This is a genomic window from Paenibacillus vortex V453 (assembly GCF_000193415.1).
GTDB lineage: Bacteria > Bacillota > Bacilli > Paenibacillales > Paenibacillaceae > Paenibacillus_AQ > Paenibacillus_AQ glucanolyticus.
On sequence record NZ_ADHJ01000013.1, the window covers coordinates 50,655 to 72,986 of the forward strand.

The 22,332-nt window shown below is 52.3% G+C and carries 15 protein-coding genes and 1 pseudogene; 14 read left to right on the forward strand and 2 right to left on the reverse strand.

The genetic code is table 11. The features are described from left to right. The first annotated feature begins 24 nt into the window (after positions 1-24). Both PVOR_RS06360 and PVOR_RS32460 read left to right on the forward strand, forming a co-directional pair. Positions 25-2,061 carry a methyl-accepting chemotaxis protein gene (locus tag PVOR_RS06360; protein ID WP_006208297.1) on the forward strand — a complete coding sequence of 679 codons (2,037 nt, stop codon included), beginning with the start codon at positions 25-27 and terminating at the stop codon, positions 2,059-2,061. Positions 2,062-2,337: 276 nt separating this feature from the next. Then, positions 2,338-2,466 carry a hypothetical protein gene (locus tag PVOR_RS32460; protein ID WP_268741779.1) on the forward strand — a complete coding sequence of 43 codons (129 nt, stop codon included), beginning with the start codon at positions 2,338-2,340 and terminating at the stop codon, positions 2,464-2,466. A gap of 12 nt (positions 2,467-2,478) precedes the next feature. Here PVOR_RS32460 and PVOR_RS06365 read toward each other — a convergent pair whose 3' ends face one another. After that, complete coding sequence (locus tag PVOR_RS06365) at positions 2,479-4,620, reverse strand: alpha-amylase family glycosyl hydrolase (RefSeq protein WP_006208298.1); 2,142 nt, start codon at positions 4,618-4,620, stop codon at positions 2,479-2,481. A gap of 480 nt (positions 4,621-5,100) precedes the next feature. On the opposite strand from PVOR_RS06365, the gene PVOR_RS06370 reads away from it, so the two are divergent. The 12 genes and pseudogenes from PVOR_RS06370 to PVOR_RS06425 all read left to right on the forward strand — a co-directional run bounded on the left by PVOR_RS06370 (position 5,101) and on the right by PVOR_RS06425 (position 21,423). Next, positions 5,101-6,237, forward strand: a complete 1,137-nt coding sequence (locus PVOR_RS06370; protein WP_006208299.1) for a serine hydrolase domain-containing protein — start codon at positions 5,101-5,103, stop codon at positions 6,235-6,237. A gap of 173 nt (positions 6,238-6,410) precedes the next feature. Further along, positions 6,411-7,367 carry a GNAT family N-acetyltransferase gene (locus tag PVOR_RS06375; protein ID WP_006208300.1) on the forward strand — a complete coding sequence of 319 codons (957 nt, stop codon included), beginning with the start codon at positions 6,411-6,413 and terminating at the stop codon, positions 7,365-7,367. 39 nt (positions 7,368-7,406) lie between these two features. Further along, positions 7,407-8,114 (forward strand): PIG-L deacetylase family protein, encoded by a 708-nt coding sequence (locus tag PVOR_RS06380; RefSeq protein WP_006208301.1) that lies wholly within the window; start codon positions 7,407-7,409, stop codon positions 8,112-8,114. Positions 8,115-8,499: 385 nt separating this feature from the next. After that, positions 8,500-9,115 (forward strand): annotated as a pseudogene (locus PVOR_RS06385) (alpha/beta hydrolase). Positions 9,116-9,261: 146 nt separating this feature from the next. Further along, the gene (locus PVOR_RS06390; RefSeq protein WP_006208303.1) at positions 9,262-10,209 is read left to right on the forward strand and encodes a carbohydrate ABC transporter permease; all 948 of its coding nucleotides are present in this window, start codon (positions 9,262-9,264) and stop codon (positions 10,207-10,209) included. 14 nt (positions 10,210-10,223) lie between these two features. Next, a complete protein-coding gene (locus PVOR_RS06395; protein WP_006208304.1) occupies positions 10,224-11,063 on the forward strand; it encodes a carbohydrate ABC transporter permease in 840 nt (279 codons plus the stop codon). A gap of 66 nt (positions 11,064-11,129) precedes the next feature. Next, positions 11,130-12,509, forward strand: a complete 1,380-nt coding sequence (locus tag PVOR_RS06400) for an ABC transporter substrate-binding protein (RefSeq protein ID WP_006208305.1) — start codon at positions 11,130-11,132, stop codon at positions 12,507-12,509. 102 nt (positions 12,510-12,611) lie between these two features. Next, positions 12,612-14,423, forward strand: coding sequence for a sensor histidine kinase (locus PVOR_RS06405; RefSeq protein WP_006208306.1), 1,812 nt, complete (start codon positions 12,612-12,614; stop codon positions 14,421-14,423). Further along, the gene (locus PVOR_RS06410) at positions 14,416-16,038 is read left to right on the forward strand and encodes a response regulator transcription factor (protein WP_006208307.1); all 1,623 of its coding nucleotides are present in this window, start codon (positions 14,416-14,418) and stop codon (positions 16,036-16,038) included. Before PVOR_RS06405 ends, PVOR_RS06410 begins: the two co-directional genes overlap by 8 nt. Before the next feature lie 77 nt (positions 16,039-16,115). Then, positions 16,116-18,086 carry a heparinase II/III family protein gene (locus tag PVOR_RS06415; protein ID WP_006208308.1) on the forward strand — a complete coding sequence of 657 codons (1,971 nt, stop codon included), beginning with the start codon at positions 16,116-16,118 and terminating at the stop codon, positions 18,084-18,086. Positions 18,087-18,104: 18 nt separating this feature from the next. Continuing rightward, a complete protein-coding gene (locus tag PVOR_RS06420; protein WP_006208309.1) occupies positions 18,105-19,241 on the forward strand; it encodes a glycoside hydrolase family 88 protein in 1,137 nt (378 codons plus the stop codon). Between the two features lie 229 nt (positions 19,242-19,470). Next, positions 19,471-21,423, forward strand: a complete 1,953-nt coding sequence (locus PVOR_RS06425; protein ID WP_006208310.1) for a DUF2264 domain-containing protein — start codon at positions 19,471-19,473, stop codon at positions 21,421-21,423. Positions 21,424-21,538: 115 nt separating this feature from the next. Here PVOR_RS06425 and PVOR_RS06430 read toward each other — a convergent pair whose 3' ends face one another. Beyond that, positions 21,539-22,246, reverse strand: coding sequence for a hypothetical protein (locus PVOR_RS06430; RefSeq protein ID WP_006208311.1), 708 nt, complete (start codon positions 22,244-22,246; stop codon positions 21,539-21,541). Between the last annotated feature and the right edge of the window lie 86 nt (positions 22,247-22,332).

The window sequence follows — 22,332 nt, forward strand, 5'->3', positions numbered from 1 at the left end:
ATGCTACGCAGGGGGTACATACATATGAACATGGCAAGGCGCTTTCAATTTAGGGCAGTCGGAATGAAGCTGTTTGTTATCTTTTTTGCAACAATTGTGCTGTTATCTTCGGCCTTGGGGTTGTTATCGTATTTCATATCCAAGGATACAGTTATGGATCAGGTGTCTGAAGCGACATCGGGTCAGATGATGCAGGCGGCGGACAAGCTGGATTTCCTGCTGTCCCAGTACGAAGCCACTTCCCGTCAATGGGCGCTGGATACGGTGCTTCGTGAGGATCTGGTTACGGTCAGTTCTTCAGACATCGGTATTCGGGAGAAAACAGAGGCTGAGAACCGTATCCGTGAGAAACTTAACGGGACGGCCTCTTCGGATGGTCGTATGCAGGGCATGCGCCTGGTGGCACCCAGTCTAAGTGCACAAGGCTCCTATAATTCTACAGGTTTGTTGGGATTGTCTTCTGCGGACAGCATCAAGTCCAAAATCGACCAGATCATTCAAGCTGATGGCGAGCCGGTATGGTTCCCTACGGAAACCAAAGGATTTATGGAGAATGAGAAAAGCCCCACCATGACAATGGGGAGATTGCTGAAAAACCTCAAAAATCCAAATGCGCAGTACATCCTCCTGATGGATATTAAGGATCAGGCCGTGGGAGAGGTGTTGGCTAATTTAAAAATAGGGCATAACGGGCAAATGCGAATTGTTGCCGCAGATAACCGAATCGTACACGATATGGATCCGGCGCAACTAATGCAGCCGTCCACCATTACGGTTCCTGAAGGTGCTGCAGAAGGAGGGACCTATTATACTGCGAATGAGCAGATGGTCGTGTATACGCCTCTGAAGACGGCTCCTTGGTACATGGTTGGCTTTGCTCCTGTCAGTGATTTCGTGAAAGCTACAGATAAGCTGCTGACCGTAACGCTTGTTGTCATTGCAGCTGCGATTCTGGTTGCAGTGCTGATCGGATACTATATGATGCGCACTATCGGCCGTCCACTGAATCAGATGTGCAGTTTGATGGAAGAGGGGGAGCAGGGAAATCTGAGGGTTCGGACAGATTTTCAGCGTGTGGATGAGATTGGCCGCCTCGGCCACAGCTTCAACCAGATGATGGAGCAAATCTCAGCCCTGGTTGACCAGACGAATGCTTCCGCGAAGGAAGTGCTGGCTACCGCGGAGGAACTGGCAGAAGCGTCAAGAGGAACCTCACTCACAGCTGGCGAAATTGCGGCAGCGATGGAGCAGATTGCGCAGGGCAGCGGAAGTCTCGCCATGGAAGCCGAACGGGAGAATCAGCTGGCCGAGAACATCGGGGTCCAGATGAGCAAGGTTTCAGATTCCAATCAAGTGATCGAGGCCGCAGCGGATCGCGTACTTCGGGTGACGGGAGAAGGTGCACTGCATATGGACAGTCTGGTAGAGAAATCCACGCGGATCAATCAGGTGAACCGGGCAATCGTTCAGAATGCGGAGAAGCTGAAGGATAATACCTCGTCGATTCACAGAATATTGGAACTGATGTCGGAGATTACGCACCAGACCAACGTGTTGTCCATTAACGCTACCATTGAAGCAGCCCGGGCCGGGGCAGCAGGCAGCGGCTTCATGGTCGTAGCTAATGAGGTGAGAAGCTTGGCGGACCGTTCCAAGGAATCGATCCAGACGGTGGGCGCCATGATCCTGGATATACGGACCGAAGTGCAGGGCTCCGTCGACGCGTTAACGTCGGCATCGCCGCTCTTTGACGAACAGCTGCATTCGGTACAGGAAGCGCAGGGGGTATTCGATAATGTGCGGCACGAGATGGATACCCTCTTAACCGAGATTAGCGAATCGACTCATGCCATAGAGGGCCTGATCGAATCCCAGCTCACCTTGACCGACTCCATCTCGGAGGCAAGCTCGATCGTACAAGAGACCAGTGCCGCCACAGAGGAGGTCGCTTCGATGTCATCCGAGCAGTTCAAGGTAAGCGAGAAGCTGGTTGTTCTGTCCTCGCGATTGGAGGAGCTGTCGGAGAGCTTGCGGCAGTCATTGGTGAAGTTCAGGACGTAAATAGCTTTGGTTAACCATGTGCATTGCATAATGTGAAGGCCGTGCAGCACTTCGCATACGGATCATGCTTCCGATCCCTGTTATCCCCGGAATTCTATTGAAATCATATCTAATGATGAATCCCGGGGATAAAGGGGACCACTTCGTTTCTCCAGCATGATTCCGCCTGCTCCGTCGAAGCCTCGCCTCTGTGTATGCATTTCGCTGCACCCTCATTGCAATAAAAGCAATTTACTCTCGGGGTGTGGATATAGAGGGTAAAATAATATCGAGCCGATGAAGGGAAACACCCTCATCGGCTCGTTTTTGTTGTCCGCGGTGCGCGTCGTTAGCTGCACGAAGACCGGCTCCGGGAATAATCCCGGAGCCGGTGGGCTTGATATGGAGTCTGCGAAAATAGCCTAGCCCATTAGGGGCTTACGGCTGCCAGTTCACGTTGACCGTTGCCGTGCCGCTGGCTGGAGCGGTGAAGCTGTGATTGCTTCCGCCCTCCCATGTTACCGTTGAGCCTTGTTTCTTCAAGAATTTGAATTCAATGGTTTTGCCGGCAGGTACGCTGACGTCATAATACCAGGTTGGGTACTGGTAGATGACCTGGTTGTACAGCGGGCCGATGGCCTTGGCTGGGTCCCAGTTGCCGAGCTCGCTTACGCTGCCTGAGAGGTACACGTTCTGCCCGAGAGCGGTTGTTGCATTGTTGATCACAAAGCGGACACTGACCTGATCTCCGGTCAGTACTTCGAAGTTGTCATACACATTACTTGAAGCGCCACCGCTGTTTGCGATTTTGATGTTATATACGCCACCGGCAACCGCTGGGATTTTCACTTTGATCTGCGTATCTTCCCAAGCTGTAATGTTGGCGCCTGTAACGGCTGTCGTTCCGAAGTACACGGTACCCTTGCTTGCGCCGAAGCCGCGGCCGTCAATGGTGACGGTTGCGCCCGGTTTTGCCATCATCGGTCCTACATGTCCAATCGTTGGAGCGGTAGTCGCTGTTGTGTACTGCCATACTGCCGTGCCGCCTGCTGCCAGCGTGAAGTTGGAAGCAGCCCCGCCGGAGCTGACGGTAAGTGAATTACCGTTCAGGAGTCCGCCCAATACATCCGCGTAGTTCCCGGCAGGAAGCGAGGTGGCCAATCCTGTAATCGAGGCTGGCGTGTTCACGTTACGGTTCACAGCGATGACAGCTGCGCTGTTGCCGAATTTGCGTTCATAGATCAGCACATCGTTGTTGATCCAACGCTCCTGCGTCGTTCCATAAGCGATAGCCGGGTTTGATTTACGCAGAGGCGCAAGCATTTGAATCACTTGGTAAGCTGTAGTCGTTGTGGAGAAAGAAGGGATCCGTGCCCGGTTGTTGGGATCGTTCCCGCCGGCCATATATTGTTCAGTTCCGTAATAGATGGCTGGCACGCCACGGGAAGTGAGTGTGAAGGCCAGGGCTTGCTCCAGCTTCCGTCGGTTGGCATTGCTGTCGTGGAAACGCTCCATGTCATGGTTGTCGATGAACGTTACCTGATCCTCCACTTGGGCATAATCGGTCGCTGAACCCTCCAGCATGGACTTCAGACCGTACATATTGTCCGTGTTGTCTCTGAATACCTGACGAACCTTCTGGGCGAATCGGAAATCAAGCAGGCTCATGCCGGATTCGTTAGCGAATTTGTGGTTTTCGGCGCTTACTTCATTCACGCCCAGGAACCATTCCCCGAAGGTGAAGACTGGCTTGTAGTTGTTGACGGTGGCCATGAAACTCTTCTGCCAGCCAAACGGCATGTGCTTCACGGCGTCCATCCGAATGCCGTCAATGCCAAGATCGAGCCACATTTTGACGGCGTCCTTCAGATAGGTGTCCACCGTGCTGTTGTTATGGTTCAGGTCAGCAAGGTCATACAGGTTTTTGTAAATCCCGTTCTCTGTCGTGGAGAAATCGGTGCCTCCGTTATGGTGGAACAGATTTTGCGTATCGCCTGTGTATCCCCCGAGCAGGGTGCCATTGTTGTACAGCTTGCCGTTTTCTGCGAATGAAGGCTGGTCAGAGGAGGCGGGAGATGTATGGTTAGGAGCAAAGTCAATGATGACTTTAATGTTCTTGGCATGAGCGGCAGCGATAAGATTCTGGAAATCGGCAATCGTGCCGTAAGCCGGGTTGGTCTTCTTGAAATCTCGGGCCCAATAGCCGTGATAAGCGGTGTTGTTAACACCGGAATAATTGATGACGCTGTAGATATTCTCAACCGGCTGGGAGATCCAGATGGCGGTAACGCCCATTCCGGTAAGATAGCCGTCGTTGATCTTGTTGATGATTCCTTGCCAGTCACCGCCGCAGTACAGTCTAAGGTTGGTGCAGGTACCGTCAAAGGCAGACCCGGTCGGGTTGTTGGAAGCATTGCCGTCGGAGAAACGGTCTGTAAAAATCTGATAGATGACATCCGTACTGAAATTCTGCTTGTTGGATACCGAGGTATCCGGGGCCGCGTATGCTGGGCCAAACAGGCTCAAGGTAAGGGATAAGCTAAGGGCTAACGCGGTGGTCAGTTTGTAAAACTTCTTCATTGTATACCTCCTATGTAATTGAGAATGAAATCTTGGTTCATCTTGCTAACTGGCTGCTTCAGCATCACCTCCAACAAAATCGGGCAACAAAAAACCCCCGGAATCTCCTGAAGAGAAACCGGGGTTGTTCCATACCGGTGTGCGGTTACGGAATGCATGGCCCTTAAATTATGCGAGTGTTTGATTTCAAAATTATTGTAATTGAAAGCGGATTCAAGTGTCAATATTTAATATCCAATTCAATGGAAATATTTAATGATCCACCATGAAATTAAATTTTATAATTTATATTTAATATTGAAACAAAATTTTACAGGCTCTATAATAAGATTTAGGAAACGTTTACATTTATAAAGGCTTCTCCGCTTCTGTTTGTATGTCATTAGTATAGATTTTAGAGTTGGATATCTTTCGTTCGGTTGTTTTGATTATAGCTGGTTGTTCAATGGATTTTGTCGTAATGGAGGGGAGGACTCGGTGATGAATGTGGAAGCTGGCGCAGCGAAGCTAAGATTGGGCATTAGAGGATTGAGAGCGGCATGCGCTGCCGTAGAGCGTGAGATTGCTGCAAGTACGACACCCGGCGCGGTGCTCGGCGTTCTCCACCAAGAGAGGGACTGGTACTACGCAGCAGGTTATGCCAATCCGAAGCGGATTCAGGGTCAGCCTGTATCTACCCGTGAGGAGACGTTATATGATTGCGCATCCTTGACCAAGGTGGTAGTCACACTCCCGTTAATTCTGCAACTGATCGATGATGGCGTTCTGACCTTGACCACAAAAGTGAGTGATATTCTGCCTTCATTCGGTTCGACCGGTAAAGAAGGGATTACGGTAGGGCAGCTGCTGACACATACTTCCGGGCTTCAGGCCGATATGAACCTGCATGCCCAGGGCTGGAGCAGAGAGCAGATGTGGGATGCTGTTCTTGCATCGCCGCTCGCTGCCAAACCGAATATTGAAGTGATTTACAGTGATCTGGGATATCTCACCCTGGGCCGCATCATTGAGAAGGTGCTGGGTATGCCACTAGATCAGGCGGCAAAACAGCGGGTTTTCGATCCGCTGAATATGCGTCATGCGACATTGACGCCTGATCCGGAACAGACCGGCTATGCTGCAACGGAATATGATGAGACCGTACAAGGTCATCTATGCGGAATCGTACATGATGAGAAGGCCCGGGCCTTGGGCGGCATATGCGGCCATGCCGGATTGTTTGCGACCGCAGGCGATCTGCTGTTGTACGCCCGTATGTGGCTTGGACAGGGGACAATCCCGGCAGCCCCGCATACGGAGGTGACAGGCCATGTATCACGGATTTTATCTCAAGCTGCGGCTGGTACCGCTGTACGTACCCATACAGGGCATATTCAAGGATCGAACCGCGGTTTGGGCTGGGTTCTGAAAGGGGATAAGATGGATGCTTCCGGGGATTGGATGAGTACGGGCTGTTATGGACACACCGGATTTACCGGTACCAGCCTGTGGATCGATCCCGAGTTTGATCTCGCGGTCGTTCTGCTCACCAACCGTGTATACGGGGGAAGGAGCACAAGCGTGGCTCAGCTGCGTGCCCAGGTCCACAATGCCTTGACAGGAGCCGTGGCTAAGTAATCAGCGGTAAATGAAGGATAATAATGACACCTTATGGACAGCTGCCAAAGTTTGATTAGCCTGGGGAATATATATCCAAATTCCGCGAACAAAAGATTGGATTATCCGGTCCCGTTTCGCTTCACGTTAACCGGAACGGGACCTATAACGAGAAATTGAGGAGGGAACACGCTATGACGACCCTAACCTACAGGTCTTATCGGCCTGGAGATGAAGAAGGCATCACAACCTTATGGAATGCCTGTGTGCCGGGAGATCCCATCACCCGTCTTCGCTTTCGGAACTTGGTGCTGCTGGACCCGAACTTTGATCCGCAGGGCCTGCGGGTGGCCGAGCTGGAACATCGAATTGTAGGCGTCCTGTATGCGGTGCGCCGGAGACTCCCGATGATCGGAACCGAGCTGGAGCCGGATCGGGGCTGGATTACCTTCTTTTATACCGATCCGTCGCTGCGAAGACAGGGCGTTGGGGCGCGGCTGCTTCAGGAAGGTGAGGATTTCCTTCGACGCCATAGACGCCGTACAGTTTTTTTCTCCTCTTATGCCCCGAATTATATGGTCCCGGGTATCGATGGCGAGCGGTATCCTGAGGGCCTTGGATGGCTGCAAGCCAGCAGTTTTACCCGGAATTACACGGCGGTTGCAATGGATCGCTCCCTGGTTAATTTCCATATGCCGCTTGAAGTTGCGGAGCTGAAGCAGCAGCGCGAGCAGGAGGGCTTTACCTTTCAGCTGGCTCAGGACGGCGATCTGGTGGAGCTGATTGATTTTGCAACGGACGTGTTTAACCCTGATTGGGGCCGGGCGATTCGTGAGGGATTGCTGCAGCAATTAAGAACGGATCAGATCCTGATTGCGCGCGAGCAGGGGAAGCTGGTTGGATTTTGCCTGCATGGCGGATACGAGGGCGTTGCTGAACGATTTGGCCCGTTTGGAGTGGACCCGTCGATGCAAGGGAAGGGCTTGGGAAAAATTCTGCTGTATGACTGTCTCGCCCTTATGCGGGCTCAGGGGCTGCATGGTGCGTGGTTCCTCTGGACGGGCGAGCAAAGCCCCGCAGGACATTTATACCGAAAAGCCGGGTTTCACGTGACGCGCCGGTTCGATATTATGAGCAAGCCGCTTCAATAAAATAGATTCTACGACTTTTTCTACAAAGGAGAGATCAAATTGACGGAAGCAAAGCAGCATCACATTTTGGCGATTGGCGGACATGCGGGGGATATGGATCTTACGGCAGGAGCGGTCATAGCAAAATACACGCAGGCCGGGCAACGAGCAACGTTTCTTCATTTAACGCCGGGGGAGAAGGGGCATCCTCGGATGACGCCGGAGGATTACGCGAAGCAGAAGATTGACGAAGCTCATCAATTCGCCGAAATTGTTGGCGCGGATGTCCGATTTCTTGCTTATAAGGATGCGGAGCTTCCGCTGGACGAGGAAGTGAAGTATCAGGTAGCCGATGTCATACGGGAAGTGAAGCCGGACATTATAATCACCCACTGGAAGGAGAGCATTCATAAGGATCATGCCAATACACACTATATCGTGGAGGATGCGCGATTCTATGCGGGGCTGAAGACCATTGAGCGAGAGCTTCCATCCCATTATGCCCAGCATTTATACTATGCGGACAATTGGGAGGATCCGTATGATTTTCATCCCGAGGTATTTATCGATATTCCGGAAGAAGCCTATGAAACTTGGGTAAGAGCCATGAATGTATATGCTTACGCACGCGGGGAAACCTATGGCTTCCCGTTCATCGAATATTATAAGGCACTCACGATTGTACGGGGAGCGCCGATGAACTTCAAGCGGGCACAGGCTTTTGCGGTTCCGAGAGGCGTATTGACCAAACGATTACAGTTTTTCTAAATATATGGTTTCACATCCAGTCATCTGGAATAATACCTAATGAAATCGCAAAAAAATTGTGAGAAATCCCAAAACATACACTGACATTATAAACATCTTTTGATATAATGAGTGATGTTACGGGGGAACACGTACGGAATCATATAGAGAATATACATGAGAGAGGAAGACTTCCATATTGGAGGCTTCCTCTCTTTTCATGCGCGTAGAAACCGGGCGGGATGCAGAAGAAGCGATGTTGCATTTTTTGAATTCCATGGTATGATGTATTTGAAGAATCTTAAATTAAAGATATATAAGCTGGATATCAGGGCAGACTTTGATGGAATTGCAGACTGTTTTCTGATTAGATTATTTAAATTAACGAAAAGGAGACGGAATCCATATGGAACATACACATATTTATCGCCAGGGAACATCTTCCGAGGCACCGACCTTGCTACTGCTGCACGGCACCGGAGGCAATGAGGAGGATTTGCTGCCGCTGGCCGAGATGATCTCGCCAGCTTCGAATGTGCTAGGCGTCCGCGGGAACGTGCTGGAGAACGGCATGCCCCGGTTCTTCCGACGTCTGGCCGAAGGCGTGTTTGATGTAGAGGATCTGGTGAAGCGTACGCAGGATCTGAATGAGTTCTTAAACTGGGCAGCAGCCGAGTACGGTTTTGACCGCAGCCGCATCGTAGCGGTTGGTTATTCGAACGGGGCCAATATCGCCGCGAGCCTGCTGTTTCACGAAGGAGATGCGCTGCAAGGAGCTGTACTCCACCATCCGATGGTTCCGTTGCGGGATAAGGCCCTGCCTGATCTGACTGGCGTTCCGGTCTTCATCGCGGCTGGCCGGCGCGATCCGATGTGCACTCCGCAGGAGAGCGAGGATCTGAATGCACTCCTGAGCGAGGCTGGCGCGGATGTCAAGCTGCACGTGGGAGAACGGAGGGCATCAGCTCAGCCGTGCAGAGGTTGGCATGGCAGCTTCCTGGTTTAAGGAGAAGTTCCAGTAATACCTTGGATGCCATGATGTGCAAGTGCTAAACATTTCTTACCTATAGAAGGTAAAAATGAAAGTGAATATGATCAAAATACCGTCAACGACTTGACGGTATTTTTTTTATACTTAAGCCATCCAAGATAAACGAGGTGGTCAGACATGTCACAGACGATGGAGACAGTGAAGAAGCCTGGTCGGCAGATGACCGGCAGGCCCAAGCCCCGGGGCTCCTTGCGGCGGGGGGAGAATCTATGGGGGATTTTATTTGTAAGCCCGATGCTGTTTGGCGTCATCATTTTGGTGCTGTTTCCGATATTGGCTACGCTCGTGCTGGGATTCGCCGATTGGAACTTTGTGCAGGGCTGGGACGGAATCCAGTGGGTCGGGTTTCAGAATTTCCGACATTTGCTGGAGGACGACATCTTTCTCAAGTCCGTGCGGAACAACTTGATTTTTCTTCTGACGGTTCCGATCTACATGATGATATCGATGCTGCTGGCTATATTGATCGACCGGTTTGTCTATATGAAGGGATACTTTAAAGTAGCCTACTTCATGCCCTACATATCCAACATCGTTGCGGTTGCTGTCGTATGGCAGGTACTGTTCCAGCCGTCCTACGGGCCTATTAACGAAATCCTCCGGACAATCGGGATTTCCAATCCGCCCAAATGGATTGCAGATCCGAACTTTGCCCTGATCTCCATTATGCTGATATCGATTTGGATATCCATCGGCTTCAATCTGATCATCTATATTGCCGGGCTGCAGTCTATACCGAAGGATCTGTACGAAGCAGCGGATATCGATGGAGCAAACGGCTGGACCAAGTTCAGGCGCATTACGCTTCCCTTGCTGTCACCGACGTCTTTTTTTCTGCTGGTCACGGGGGTTATCTCTACATTCAAGGTGTTCGACATCATCGCCGTCATGACACAAGGCGGACCGATCGGCTCTACGACGATGATGGTCTGGTATTTGTACGATACGGCGTTTGTTAACCTGAAGGTAGGTTATGCATCATCCATTGCCGCGGTTCTGTTCGGGTTCGTCATGCTGATTACACTGGGGCAGTGGGCAGCTCAGAAGAAGTGGGTCAACTACTAGGAGGAGGGCGTTATATGCAGACACAAGCTGGCGTTGACTGGCGCAAGCTCTTCGTAACCATCGTGATGTTCGTTGTGAGTATGCTGTTCCTCCTTCCGTTCATATGGATGCTGGTCACATCCTTTAAGGTGGAAAGAGATGTGTTCGTGTATCCGATTCAATGGATTCCGCGGGAATGGAACGCGATCCAGAATTACAGGGAGGTATGGTTCGGTGATTATCCCTTCTATCTCTACTATTGGAACTCGATCAAGGTTAGCATGCTCACAACCCTCATCTCGGCAATGGTATCCGCGCTGGCAGCCTATGGGTTCTCCAAAATCCAGTTTGCCGCCGGGAATTGGCTGTTCATCATTGTGCTTGTGACCTACATGATCCCGGGTCAGGCCATTCTGATCCCGCAGTTTATCCTGTACCGCAACATTGGGCTGTTTGATAATCATCTCGGCCTCATTATGCTTGGGAGTTTCAGCGTGCTGGGGACGTTTATGCTGCGGCAATTCTTCATGGGGGTGCACCAGGAATTCATCGAATCCGCCAAAATCGACGGTGCGAGCCATCCGCGGATATTCTGGTCCATTGCGCTGCCGCTGGTAAAGCCCGCTGTGGCTACCTATGCGATTCTGCGTTTTATCTGGACATGGAATGACTATCAGAATCCGCTCATCTTTCTTCGAACGGATCGGCTGTTTACGATTCCGCTGGCGATGCAGAAATTTACGTCTTTAAGCGGTGAGTTTTATTCGCTGATTATGGCGGCGGCCGTGTCGGCCATATTCCCGCTGCTGATTGTTTTTATCATAGGTCAGAAGAGTGTCATCGAAGGAATTGCACTGGGCGGGGTCAAGGGATAGTCACAAGGACATCCCGGAGAATCGCGCTTCTTATAGAATGATATGATTGGGGAGGGCTCGATAACGATGATGAACAAGAAATGGTGGGCAGGGATACTAGCAGGGACGATGGCATTCAGTCTGCTGTCCGGCTGCGGCGGAGGCACGAAGGAACCGAGCGGTACGGCAGGAGAAGGAGCCGCCGAGGGTGGAGAGACGGTCAATCTGAGGCTGTATACGCACGGTACGGAGGAAGCCTACAATTGGAGCAAAACGATTCAAGCTTACGAGGATGCAACACCCGGTGTGACCATTGAGCTGGTTCAGCTAAGCGAGAAGGGAGACAGCCAGGAAGCGATGAAGAAGATGGACCTTGAAGCCGCGTCCTCGGCGCAAATGGATATTCTCATGTTCAGCGATCCGGCAGGGTATGCCCAGCGGGTTGCGCTTGGCATGGCCGAACCGCTGGACGAATACATCGCCAAGGACGGCTACACCGTGGAGACTGACTATAAAGTGGATACCCATCTGGATGGAAAAGTGTATGCGCTTCCCGGAAAATTCAACCCCTGGTATGTGCTGCTGAATAAGGACCACCTGGAGGAGGCGGGCCTTCCCGTTCCGACGGATTGGACCTGGGACGACTATGCGGACTATGCGAAGCAGCTGACTCAGGGCGAAGGGGCAAGCAAGCGCTATGGCACATATTTTCACGGCCCGCAAGGGGGTGGCTGGATGGAATTCCTGAAGCTGAAGATGGCTAACCAGCCGCAGGATGCCGACTTCCTGAAGGCGGATGGGTCTTCCAATCTGGATAACCCTACATTTCGGGAGACGCTGGAGCTGAGAGTGAAGATGGAGAAGGAGGATCAGTCTTCTGTTCCCTATACCGACATTATCTCTCAGAAGCTGAATTACCGGACACAGTTCTTTAACCAGTCGGCAAGCATGATCACGATTGGAAGCTGGATGAATACCGAGATCGGCGGAACCGACAAGGTGCCGCTGGATTTCCAAGTGGCTGTCGCCCCGTATCCCAAAAACAAAGAGAGTGACCCGATCGGACTGACATCAGTCTCTACGGACTATGTGGCCGTTGCTGCCAAATCGAAGCACAAGGAAGAGGCTTACAAGTTTGTCCGCTGGTACACAACGGAAGGTCAGATCGTACAGGGCAAGAACATTCCTGCCTGGCAGCAGGTGAAGAGCGAGCAGGTGGAGGGAATCATCGACACCATCCTGGCAGGCACCAAAAGTCCGGAAAAGGTAGACAAAAAATCGCTTGTCGACACACTTGTTATATCGAAAGCCTCGGCCATCGCTCCGCCTTCCTCCTATCAGGCCGAAGTGTACGAGGCGGTGAATGAGGAGTATGAGAAGCTGATCCTCGGCAATCAGGATATAGCTCAGACTCTTAAGAGCACCCAGGAGCGTGTGAACAAAATTATCGATTCCAACAAAAAATGATCTGGTATAATAAACGAAAAAAAGGGGCGAGCCTTCGTCCCTTTTTTGCCATCGTATCTCGAAGCGTATAGGTAAGGAACACTCCGGGCTGAGGTGAAGGATATGCTTGAACGGCTCAAAAGATATGTGCCCAGCTCCATTCGTCATAAGCTGATTCTGGCGTCCGTCATGTGCATTATCGTTCCGGCAATTGTCAGCTTGATTCTGTACAATTCCTTAACGAAGGAAGCTCTGCGGCAGCAGGCAGTATCCAATGCCAATGATGCGCTGCAGCTGGTTCGCGGGTCCGTCACGAACCTGCTCCTGAGCAAGCTCAATATCGCCAACTACATCCAGGTGAATTCCACCTTGAATTCCTATTTCAAGCAGGTGGCTTCCGGCAATGAGGATGAAGATCCGTACCGCCGATTCGTTGAATCGCATCGCGTGCTGGAGCTTCTGGACAGCTTGACGGTGGTGGGCGAGCACAGCTATGTTACCGTGCTGCTGACAAACGGAGCTTATTATATGAATTATTCCGTAAGCGATTACAATCCGCTGGATTACAGGCGGCAGTCATGGTTCAGGCAGGTCGAGCAGCTGCGGGGACTGGAGTCGCTGTGGACAGGGCCGGAGCCCACGGTGTTCCGTTCCGATCGGATCGATCATCCGAATCAGCTGTCCGTGGTGCGCACCCTTCGGCTTCTGGATTCGGAGGTTTACGGTTATGTTATCGTGACATTTACCGAGGATCAAATCAGCAGGATCTTTAACTCTCTGTCCGAAGGCAGCGATGTGCTGATGATTGATGGGCAGGGGAACATTGTGTCGAGCACTCATCCGGACAGCATCGGCACCCCATTTGCCTACCTGAGCGAGACCGGAACGGCTGAGCCATACTCCATCGTTACGATGGACGGAGAGAAATATTTGATGGTGCAGCAGGACATTCCATCTGCCGGATGGCGGCTTGTAATGATGCAGCCGTACAAATCGGCAATCGTGAACATCAATGCCATTTTCAGCAGGGTGTTTCTGTTTCAGATGGGCTCTTTCCTGGTCTTCTTGCTGCTGCTGATTGCACTGGTCCGGACCTTCACGAAGCCGCTTGTTCGGCTCGGCAAGGTAGTGACGAGTGTGCAGCGCGGCAATTTGGAGGTGCGGTCGAACATCGAAGGCAATGATGAGATCGGCCGTTTGGGGCATCTATTCGATGACATGCTGGACCGGTTCAAGCTGATGATTGCCGAAATATCGGATAACCAGACCCGCAAAAGAAAGGCGGAGCTGAGGATGCTCCAGGCCCAGATTCACCCCCATTTCCTGTTCAACGTCCTGAACTCCATCCGGATGAAGGTTATGAAGCGGGGAGACCCGGACAGCGCCAAGATGATAGGCTCCTTATCGATGCTGCTGCGCATGACAATCAGCCGGGAAGAGGATGAAATTTATCTTCACGAGGAGATCGATCTGATCTCGCATTACGTGGCCCTGATGAATCTCAGGCAGAAGGAGGACGTCCGGCTGGAATTGGATATTGCCGCAGAAGCGTTCCTGTTTAAGGTACCGCGCCTCTTCCTGCAGCCGATTGTGGAGAATGCGCTGATCCATGGGTTTAATCAGCATGCGGGAACGATTGCCATAACAGCGGTTATGGAAGGCAGGCATATTATATTGAAGGTGAAGGATAACGGGATCGGCATGGAGGTCGCGACAAGGGAGTCCATCATCCGGAAAATAAGACAAGGAGCAGCAAACGCCTCGATACAAGATGAAGCAGGCAGCGGGAGTTTCTCCCGGATAGGTCTGCAAAATGTGATGGAGCGGATGAGAATGGTGTTTGGCGAGGCTTTTCAGTGCCATGTTTACAGTGAGCCGGGTCAGGGAACGGTGATCGAAATGCATATACCGGAAAGAGGGAATGCCGATGTATAACGTGATGCTGGTAGACGATGATTATCCGGTCATCGAGTTATTATCCGAGACGATATCATGGAATGAGCTGGGTCTGAACCTGATGGGAAGTTATGAGAATGGAATGAGTGCCTGGGAGCATGCCAGGACTCAACCCCCGGACATTCTGATCACCGATATCGGTATGCCCAAGATGAACGGACTTGAGCTGTCTGCACGCATAAAAGAGGTCAAGGCCGATGTCCGAATTGCCATTCTCTCTTGTCATAATGAGTTCCAATATGCCCAGCAGGCCATGCGCCTGAACGTGCAGGATTATCTGCTTAAGGACACGCTGGACCCCGAGGAGCTGGCACAGCTGCTGAGAAGATTCAAGCAGGCGATGGACGAGGAGGTCCAGAAGGGCTGGGAGCGGTCTCGCATGATTCATCTTGTGGACGAATCCCGGGAGCTGCGCAAGGAGCAGAGTTTTAAAAATTTCATCCACCAGCCCCTGCTGTCTCCGGAAAAATGGCAGCATGAGCTATCGGAGTACGGCGTGCTGCGGCCTGGCCATCATTGTCTTCCCGTTATCGGATACCTGGAGGACGCACGGGATATCAAGCATCGCTTCGCCTCCAACCAGACGCTGCATTTTGCTCTCTCCAACGTGCTGCGCGAGGTGCTGGACGACCTGAATCCGGATGCGGTGCATGTCGGATATGATGCAAAGACTTCATTGCTCTTGTTCTCCTATGCTCCCGGATTGAAAAACAACATATATGATGAAGTCGCCGCATGCCTTCAAGGAGTCCGGGCTACACTCACGCGCGTGCTTCGAATTCGAATGTCGTTTCTGGTTGGCAGTGGGTGCGCAAGTCCGGAGGGGCTAAAGCTTGGGCTGAACGAACTGCTGGCTTGCGAGCATCAGCGATTTTATCTGGAACCGGGGGAGGTATCCAGATCTCTGGGAAGACAGGAAAAGCCGGGACTTGGCCGAGCATCCGATCCCTTCGTCCATTATGAACAGGCCAGCTCGGAGCTGCGGGAATCGCTGCTTAGCAAGGATGCGTTCGATGCAGTCCGCGATACGGCGGCTCGATGGATTGCCTGGATTCAAGAAAACCGGTTTGCGCCGGAATTGGTGAAGGACTGGGTCTTGAAGCTCCTGCTGGATATGAAGCTACGGCTTCATCTTCTGCAATCGCTTTCCCCCGCTTATACGGCAGATGCGCTGCATAAGGAGATTATGGACATGGATTCCTTGAACGAGCTGCGGTCGTGGTTATACGCGCATTTGGAATCCACGGCACAGGCACTGGGCGGAGGATTTGGAGGCAGCCGAAGATCAGAGGTAGCGGATGCCTGCAAATATGTGTCCCTCCGGCTGGACCGGAGGATCACGCTGGATGAGGTAGCGGGCAGCCTGCATCTGAACCCGAGTTATTTCAGCCGTTTGTTCAAGAAAGAAACCGGCATTACCTTTATCGAATACGTAACCCGGATGAAGATGGAGCGCGCCAAGGATCAGCTGAGACAGACGGACCGCACGGTTGGGGAGATCTGCGAAAGCCTGGCCTATGACAATGTAAGTTATTTCAGCAAAATATTTAAGGCGTATGCGGGCGTAACGCCCATAGAGTATCGGAGTGGTTGATGGTTTAGATAGTAATCAGATTAACATCTTACGCGAAGCCATTATTTTATCAAGAAAAGAGCAATGGGGGGTACTTGATGAGCAGGGAGCAGGAGCTGAAACCGGCCGTGACCCGCTGGGCTTCGGTGGATCTACGATTGTATTATCCGAATGGAGACCAGAGGTCGTTCTGGGAAGATATCCAGAGCAGCGGGGCTTACGAGGAGGACATTGCCCAGATTCGGCGGGAAGGGGAACGGCTGCTGGCGGAACCGATCCCGCAGCTGACCTATGATTTATTCGCGCGGTTCGCCCGGCAGGGAACGAGACTGGAATACGAGAAGGTCTACTTCGAGCGAAGGCGGCGGCTGAATACGTGTGCTCTTCTGACCCTGCTTGAGCCAGGCAAGGAGGAGTATCTGCTGGCACTTCAGGAGATGATCTGGACAATCTGCGATGAGTATACCTGGTGTTTGCCGGCCCATCTGAACGGTGAGTCCTCCGCTAATATTCGAAGCACGATCGACCTGTTCAGTGCAGAGACAGGGTTTACCCTCAGCGAAATCCGCTTGCTGCTGCAGGATCGCTTGGCGCCGCTGCTGATCTCGAGGATGGAGGACGAGGTTGCAAGGCGCCTGTTCACCCCATTTCTCAGCCATGAGTTTGGATGGGAGACCGCAACACACAATTGGTCTGCCGTCTGTGCGGGCTCCATCGGCTCTGCTGCCCTTCTGATGATGGAAGATACGGGTGAGCTGGAGGAGATTTTGTTGAAGACGGAGCGCTGCATGGCTTATTATCTGCAAGGCTTTGGTGCTGACGGAGCTTGTCTGGAGGGGCTGGGATACTGGAACTATGGGTTCGGTTATTTTGTGTATTATGCTGATTTGCTGCTTAAGCGCAGCCAAGGCGCAATGGATTGGTTCCGTGATGAGAAGGTGAGCCGCATCGCCTTGTTCCAGCAACGCTCTTTTTTGGGCGGGAGGGCGGTTGTCAACTTCTCCGACTCGCAGCCGGAAAGCGCGGTACATATCGGCTTGTCTCATTATTTGGCTGGATTATATGAAGACTTCGAGACACCGCCTCCTTCCCTGCGGTCCGCGTACGGTGACGATCATTGCAGCCGCTGGGCTCCGGCTCTGCGCAATCTGATCTGGAGGGACCCCGGGAAGCCGGGAAGCGAATGGGGGGAGGCAAGCTATTACTTGCCGGATGCCCGGTGGCTGATCTCCAGAGTCTCGGATGGAGAGGAACTCTATGCATTTGCGGCCAAGGGCGGCAGGAATGACGAGCCTCACAACCATAATGATCTTGGTCATTTTATTCTGTATGGTGCGGGAGAGGTGTGGTGCTCGGATCTCGGCTGCGGCGAGTACACGGCGGATTATTTCGGCGATGGACGATACGATTATGATTGCAACGGCTCACAGGGCCATTCCGTGCCAATTATTGATGGGCATGTCCAGTGCGAGGGCGCGGACAGCGAAGCAATTGTATTGGAAGCTGCGACCGGGGAAGAAAAGGAAATGCTCACGGTCGAGCTGACCTCGGCCTACCGCGCTCCGGTGCTTCGGGAATTCGTTAGGTCCTTGGAGTGGAACAAGCAGGAGGAGAGACCGGTATTAACGCTGCGTGACCGTTTTAATTTTCATTCGCCGCCGGGCAGCCTGGTAGAGCGAATTGTGACAAGGGTACAGCCCGAACTGAAGCAGCTGAATGAGTGCTGGATGGTTGTGCTGCGGGCAGCGGGTGCTGATGAGCAGGGGGAGATTAGGGAGCAGGAACAGGTTCAGAGGAAAGAAGAGGCTGCGGAAGGACTAGCAGCAGATGAACGAACCTGGAAGCGGACAGCCGTTCAAGATTCGGAATGTACCCGGGAGCCGGATCTTTCCATGGACGACAGACCGAGTCTGGCGATTCATTACGATCCCGAGCTGATGGAGCCTGAGCTGAAAGCTTATACGTTCCGTGATCATGATGGCAAGGATGCGACTTGGTATGCCATTGATTTTAACGTGAAGGACCCGGGCTTGTGCGTGAATATAGGGCTTGGATTTCAATTCATATGAATCGAGGAGTGAAGAGGCATGGGAACAGAAACGGCATTAGATTGGTTGACGGAGGCCTGGGAGAAGGCGCTTGTAAAAACGCAGCGAAATGCAGTGCGGATCGGGGCGGGCTTTCCGCATGCCAGCCAGAACGGGGTTTATCAACTGGAGGCGCCGCATTGGTGGACGGCCGGCTTCTGGCCGGGGATGCTGTGGCTTCTGTACAATGACAGCGGCGATGCGGCATTACGAAGTTTAGCCGAGCAATGCGAGCTCCGTCTGGACGATGTGCTGAACGAGTATGTGCGTCTGGATCACGATCTCGGCTTTATGTGGATGCTGACCAGCATGGCCTCTTACAAGCTTACCGGCAATGAAGAGTCGAAGATCCGGGCGCTGAAGGCAGCCAATTACCTGACTGCACGCTTCAACTTGAACGGTCGGTATATTCGAGCCTGGAATCCGTGGTCGGAAGGAGAGGACAATGCAGGTCTTGCCATTATCGACTGCTCCATGAATACGGCGCTGCTGTTCCAGGCATCCGAGGTCAGCGGCGATCCGCGCTATCGTCATATTGCCGAAGCACATATGGATACGGTAGTCAGGGACTTTGTCCGTCCTGACGGGTCCGTGTATCATATCGTTCGTTACGATCCGGTATCCGGTGAGCGCATCGAAGGCATCGGAGGTCAGGGCTATGCGCCGGAATCCGCCTGGTCCAGAGGGACGGCATGGGCGATTTACGGCTTGACGCTTGCCTACCATCATACAGGTAAGCAGGTTTACCTCGATACAGCCAAAACGGTCGCGCATTTCTTTCTTGCGAACCTGCCGGAAGATCATGTGCCGTTCTGGGATTTCCGCGCACCGGACGAGGCACGCATATACCGGGATTCTTCCGCCGGTGCCTGTGCGGCAAGCGGACTGCTGCTTCTGGCCGACAAGGTAGATCAAGGGCAAGCTGCCTTATACCGGAAGCCTGCGATCCGGATTCTGGAATCGCTGTACCGGAATTACGGCACTTGGGACAACGATGAAGAGGAGGGTTTGATTCTGCACGGCACAAGCCACTACCCGCAAGCTCAGAATGTCGACGTGCCTCTCATTTATGGTGACTTTTTCTTTGTGGAAGGTCTCGCGCGGTTGCGAGAGAAGGGTCCATTTTATTGGGAGTAATGGAGAATGAGGGGGCAGTCTCGGTATTAAGAACAAATGAAGGAAGTTATAGAGGAAATACCAGCTTTACGGAAACATGAAGAAACCGAGGAAGATCAGAAGAGATAGGGAAAGCAGGCAGATCAGACAGAGGATCGAGATGAGGAGATAGGGAAAGCAGACGTTTCAGATAGAGGCCGGCCCGGAAGATAAGAGCAGAGAACCCCCGGAAATGGAGTGAGTATATAAGATGAGCATAGAGGGTGTTGGAAATCTCGGGGGTGGCTTTACACATCCGGTTTCCCAGAATCCGCTGAAGACAAGACTGGATGTGCAGGAGGCGCTCTCGCAGCTATTGGAGCCTTTGAAAGGGTGTTACAGTGCGGGGCATTCCAGATTAATCCTTGGCAGCTCAAGTAAGGATGCCTACGCCAATGTCGCAGGGATGGAAGGCTTCTCGCGGATACTGTGGGGACTCGTTCCGGCCATCGCGGGCGGCTCACACGAAGAACTATGGGAGCTCTGTCTTCAAGGGATACGTTCGGGAACCGATCCGGGACATGCGGAGTATTGGGGGGAGGTACGCGACTATGATCAGCGTCTGGTGGAGATGGCGGTATTCGGATTAGCCTTTGCCTTGGTTCCGGACCGGATTTGGCAGCCGCTGAGCGATAGAGAGAAGTCGAATCTCTATCAGTGGCTGGATCAGATTAACCATCATCCTTGTCATGATTGTAATTGGCTGTTCTTCCATGTGCTGGTGAACGTTGGCTTCCATAAGACTGGACTGCCTTACGATGCAGTTCGGTTGGAGAAAAATCTTCAACGGATTGAGGATTTCTATCTGGGTGCTGGCTGGTATAGCGATGGAGTTGGCGGACACTGCGATTACTACGTGCCGTATGCCTTTCATTTCTACGGCCTTGTATATGCAGAGCTGATGGGGGATGAGGATCCTGAACGTGCCCAGAGTTACCGGGGGCGGGCGGCGGTGTTTGCCCGTGATTTTGTCCACTGGTTTACTTCCGATGGGGCGGCTATTCCATACGGACGTAGCCTGACTTACCGATTCGCCCAGTCGGGCTTCTGGTCGGCTGCTGCCTATGCCGGACTGGAAGGGCTGAGTCTGGGATCGCTGAAGGGGCTTGTCCTGCGAAACCTCAGATGGTGGTTTCAGCAGCCTATTTTTGACCGGGACGGTGTATTAACGGTGGGTTATGCCTACCCGAATCAGATCATGTCCGAGAATTATAATTCGCCAGGCTCCGTGTATTGGTCATTGAAGACGTTTCTAATTCTGGCCTTGCCAGAGGAGCATCCTTTCTGGTTGGCCGAGGAGCTGGAGATGACGAAGACAGAGACGGGGATAGGGACAGGAACAAGGACAGGCACAGGAAGCATGTCGGTGCAGGAGCCGGCACATCTGGTCATTTGCCGTGAGGAGAAGGCTGGTCACGTGGCAGCTTTTAATACGGGTCATCCCTCTACGAACGAGCATACACATACATCCGCCAAATATGAGAAGTTTGTTTACTCTACCGCCTTTGCGTTCAGTGTGCCAAGAGCCGAATGGGGACTTTCCCAGGGGGCTTTTGATTCCATGCTGGCGCTTAGCGAGGGTGATCATCTGTACAGGGTGAAACGATTGTGCGAGGAGACACGGATACAGGAGCATGTATTATATGCGAAGTGGAAGCCGTGGAGAGATGTGGAGGTTCAGACGTGGATTGCTGCAGGCCTGCCCTGGCATATCCGTATTCACCGGATCAGCACGGTCAGGACACTGGATGCTGCGGAAGGCGGGTTTGCGTTAGGTTTAGGATCTCTGAGCAGCTCCCGGGCGGGAGATGGAGCAGCTTCGGCTTCCGGCACTTTCGGCACCAGCGCCATCTATGGCATGCTCGGTTACGATACGGCAGAGTTCATCTATCCGCAGTCGAATACGAATCTTTTGCATCCCCGGACCGTCATTCCTACGTTGAAGGCGGCGATGGACCCCGGGACGCATTGGCTGATTTCTGCGGTATATGGCACTCCCAGCGCTCCCGGCACTCACGCTATTGAGGAGCCTTCCATGGAAGACGTGAAAGAAAGGCTGGGCGTGGAGATCTTGCAACGTCAGATTACAATCACCACGCAGACGGGGAACGTGATCGTGATTCCGATGACTAACAAGCAGGTGGTCTCACCCGAACAGGTATGAAGCAGTGTTTGTCAGAATTAAAATAGATCATACAGATAGACACGCGAAAGCCGGGGGCATTAACCCCCGGCTTTCAATATCATGGCCTTCCGCCCGCACGAATCATCGCAAGGACTTATTTTGTCAAATAGGAACTGGTCAGAGGAACAAACAGGGAAGTGCCCGGACCTTCATCAACGATCTCCACAAAAATAAAATCGGCAGCCGATACATCGACGTCTACGCCGACCAGGCCATCTTCAGCAGTCAGGGACACCTTTTTGAGCGTTGAGTTGTTGTGGTCCATAATTACGATTTCTTGCGCACCGCCAGTCACGGCCAGCTCGAGATGCAGTTTGGCATATTTTTTACCCGTCATGATCTGGAAGCTGTTGCCTTGTTTGGCCGAATTGGTATGTAAATAAACGTCTTTATAATCCTTGCCTTTGTAGACCGTATCGCTGGAATCTTTGGTGTGCCAGGCCGATGTCCCCAATACGGAGGCTCCGAGTGAGCTTAATGATAACGGACTGGAGGTTTCGGATGGGGATCCCTGATTGCCGCCAATCAGTACTGAAGAAGTTGCGCTATCATAACGAATGTCGATATCCATCAGATCGCCTACAGCTCGCACAGGCAAGTACGTCGTGCCGTTATAGGTGATCGGCAGCACGGTTTTGCCGTTTGCGTCTTTTGGCGTTACCACCGTACCGTTTAACTTCAGGGAAATCTTGCTGTTCAAATAGGCTTTGATTGGCTCCAAAGCTGACGACGCCATAGCGCCTGTACCGATCCCCAGCGTGAGCGTACCCGCCAATAACCCATACAATACTTTCTTCCTCATTTAAAACCCCTCCCAAAATTTAGGTTAACTTTCATACTTTATAGTAGTAAAGTGTCAGAAGGAAGTCAACCTCTTGAAAGGGAAGG

Excerpts from the sequence above, each read along its gene's own strand:
- PVOR_RS06375 (WP_006208300.1), top strand. The coding sequence starts at position 6,411 with ATGACGACCCTAACCTACAGGTCTTATCGGCCTGGAGATGAAGAAGGC.
- PVOR_RS06405 (WP_006208306.1), top strand. The coding sequence starts at position 12,612 with ATGCTTGAACGGCTCAAAAGATATGTGCCCAGCTCCATTCGTCATAAG.
- PVOR_RS32460 (WP_268741779.1), top strand. The coding sequence starts at position 2,338 with ATGAAGGGAAACACCCTCATCGGCTCGTTTTTGTTGTCCGCGGTGCGC.
- PVOR_RS06430 (WP_006208311.1), bottom strand. The coding sequence starts at position 22,246 with ATGAGGAAGAAAGTATTGTATGGGTTATTGGCGGGTACGCTCACGCTG.
- PVOR_RS06420 (WP_006208309.1), top strand. The coding sequence starts at position 18,105 with ATGGGAACAGAAACGGCATTAGATTGGTTGACGGAGGCCTGGGAGAAG.
- PVOR_RS06370 (WP_006208299.1), top strand. The coding sequence starts at position 5,101 with ATGAATGTGGAAGCTGGCGCAGCGAAGCTAAGATTGGGCATTAGAGGA.
- PVOR_RS06425 (WP_006208310.1), top strand. The coding sequence starts at position 19,471 with ATGAGCATAGAGGGTGTTGGAAATCTCGGGGGTGGCTTTACACATCCG.
- PVOR_RS06410 (WP_006208307.1), top strand. The coding sequence starts at position 14,416 with ATGTATAACGTGATGCTGGTAGACGATGATTATCCGGTCATCGAGTTA.
- PVOR_RS06395 (WP_006208304.1), top strand. The coding sequence starts at position 10,224 with ATGCAGACACAAGCTGGCGTTGACTGGCGCAAGCTCTTCGTAACCATC.
- PVOR_RS06415 (WP_006208308.1), top strand. The coding sequence starts at position 16,116 with ATGAGCAGGGAGCAGGAGCTGAAACCGGCCGTGACCCGCTGGGCTTCG.
- PVOR_RS06360 (WP_006208297.1), top strand. The coding sequence starts at position 25 with ATGAACATGGCAAGGCGCTTTCAATTTAGGGCAGTCGGAATGAAGCTG.
- PVOR_RS06365 (WP_006208298.1), bottom strand. The coding sequence starts at position 4,620 with ATGAAGAAGTTTTACAAACTGACCACCGCGTTAGCCCTTAGCTTATCC.
- PVOR_RS06390 (WP_006208303.1), top strand. The coding sequence starts at position 9,262 with ATGTCACAGACGATGGAGACAGTGAAGAAGCCTGGTCGGCAGATGACC.
- PVOR_RS06400 (WP_006208305.1), top strand. The coding sequence starts at position 11,130 with ATGATGAACAAGAAATGGTGGGCAGGGATACTAGCAGGGACGATGGCA.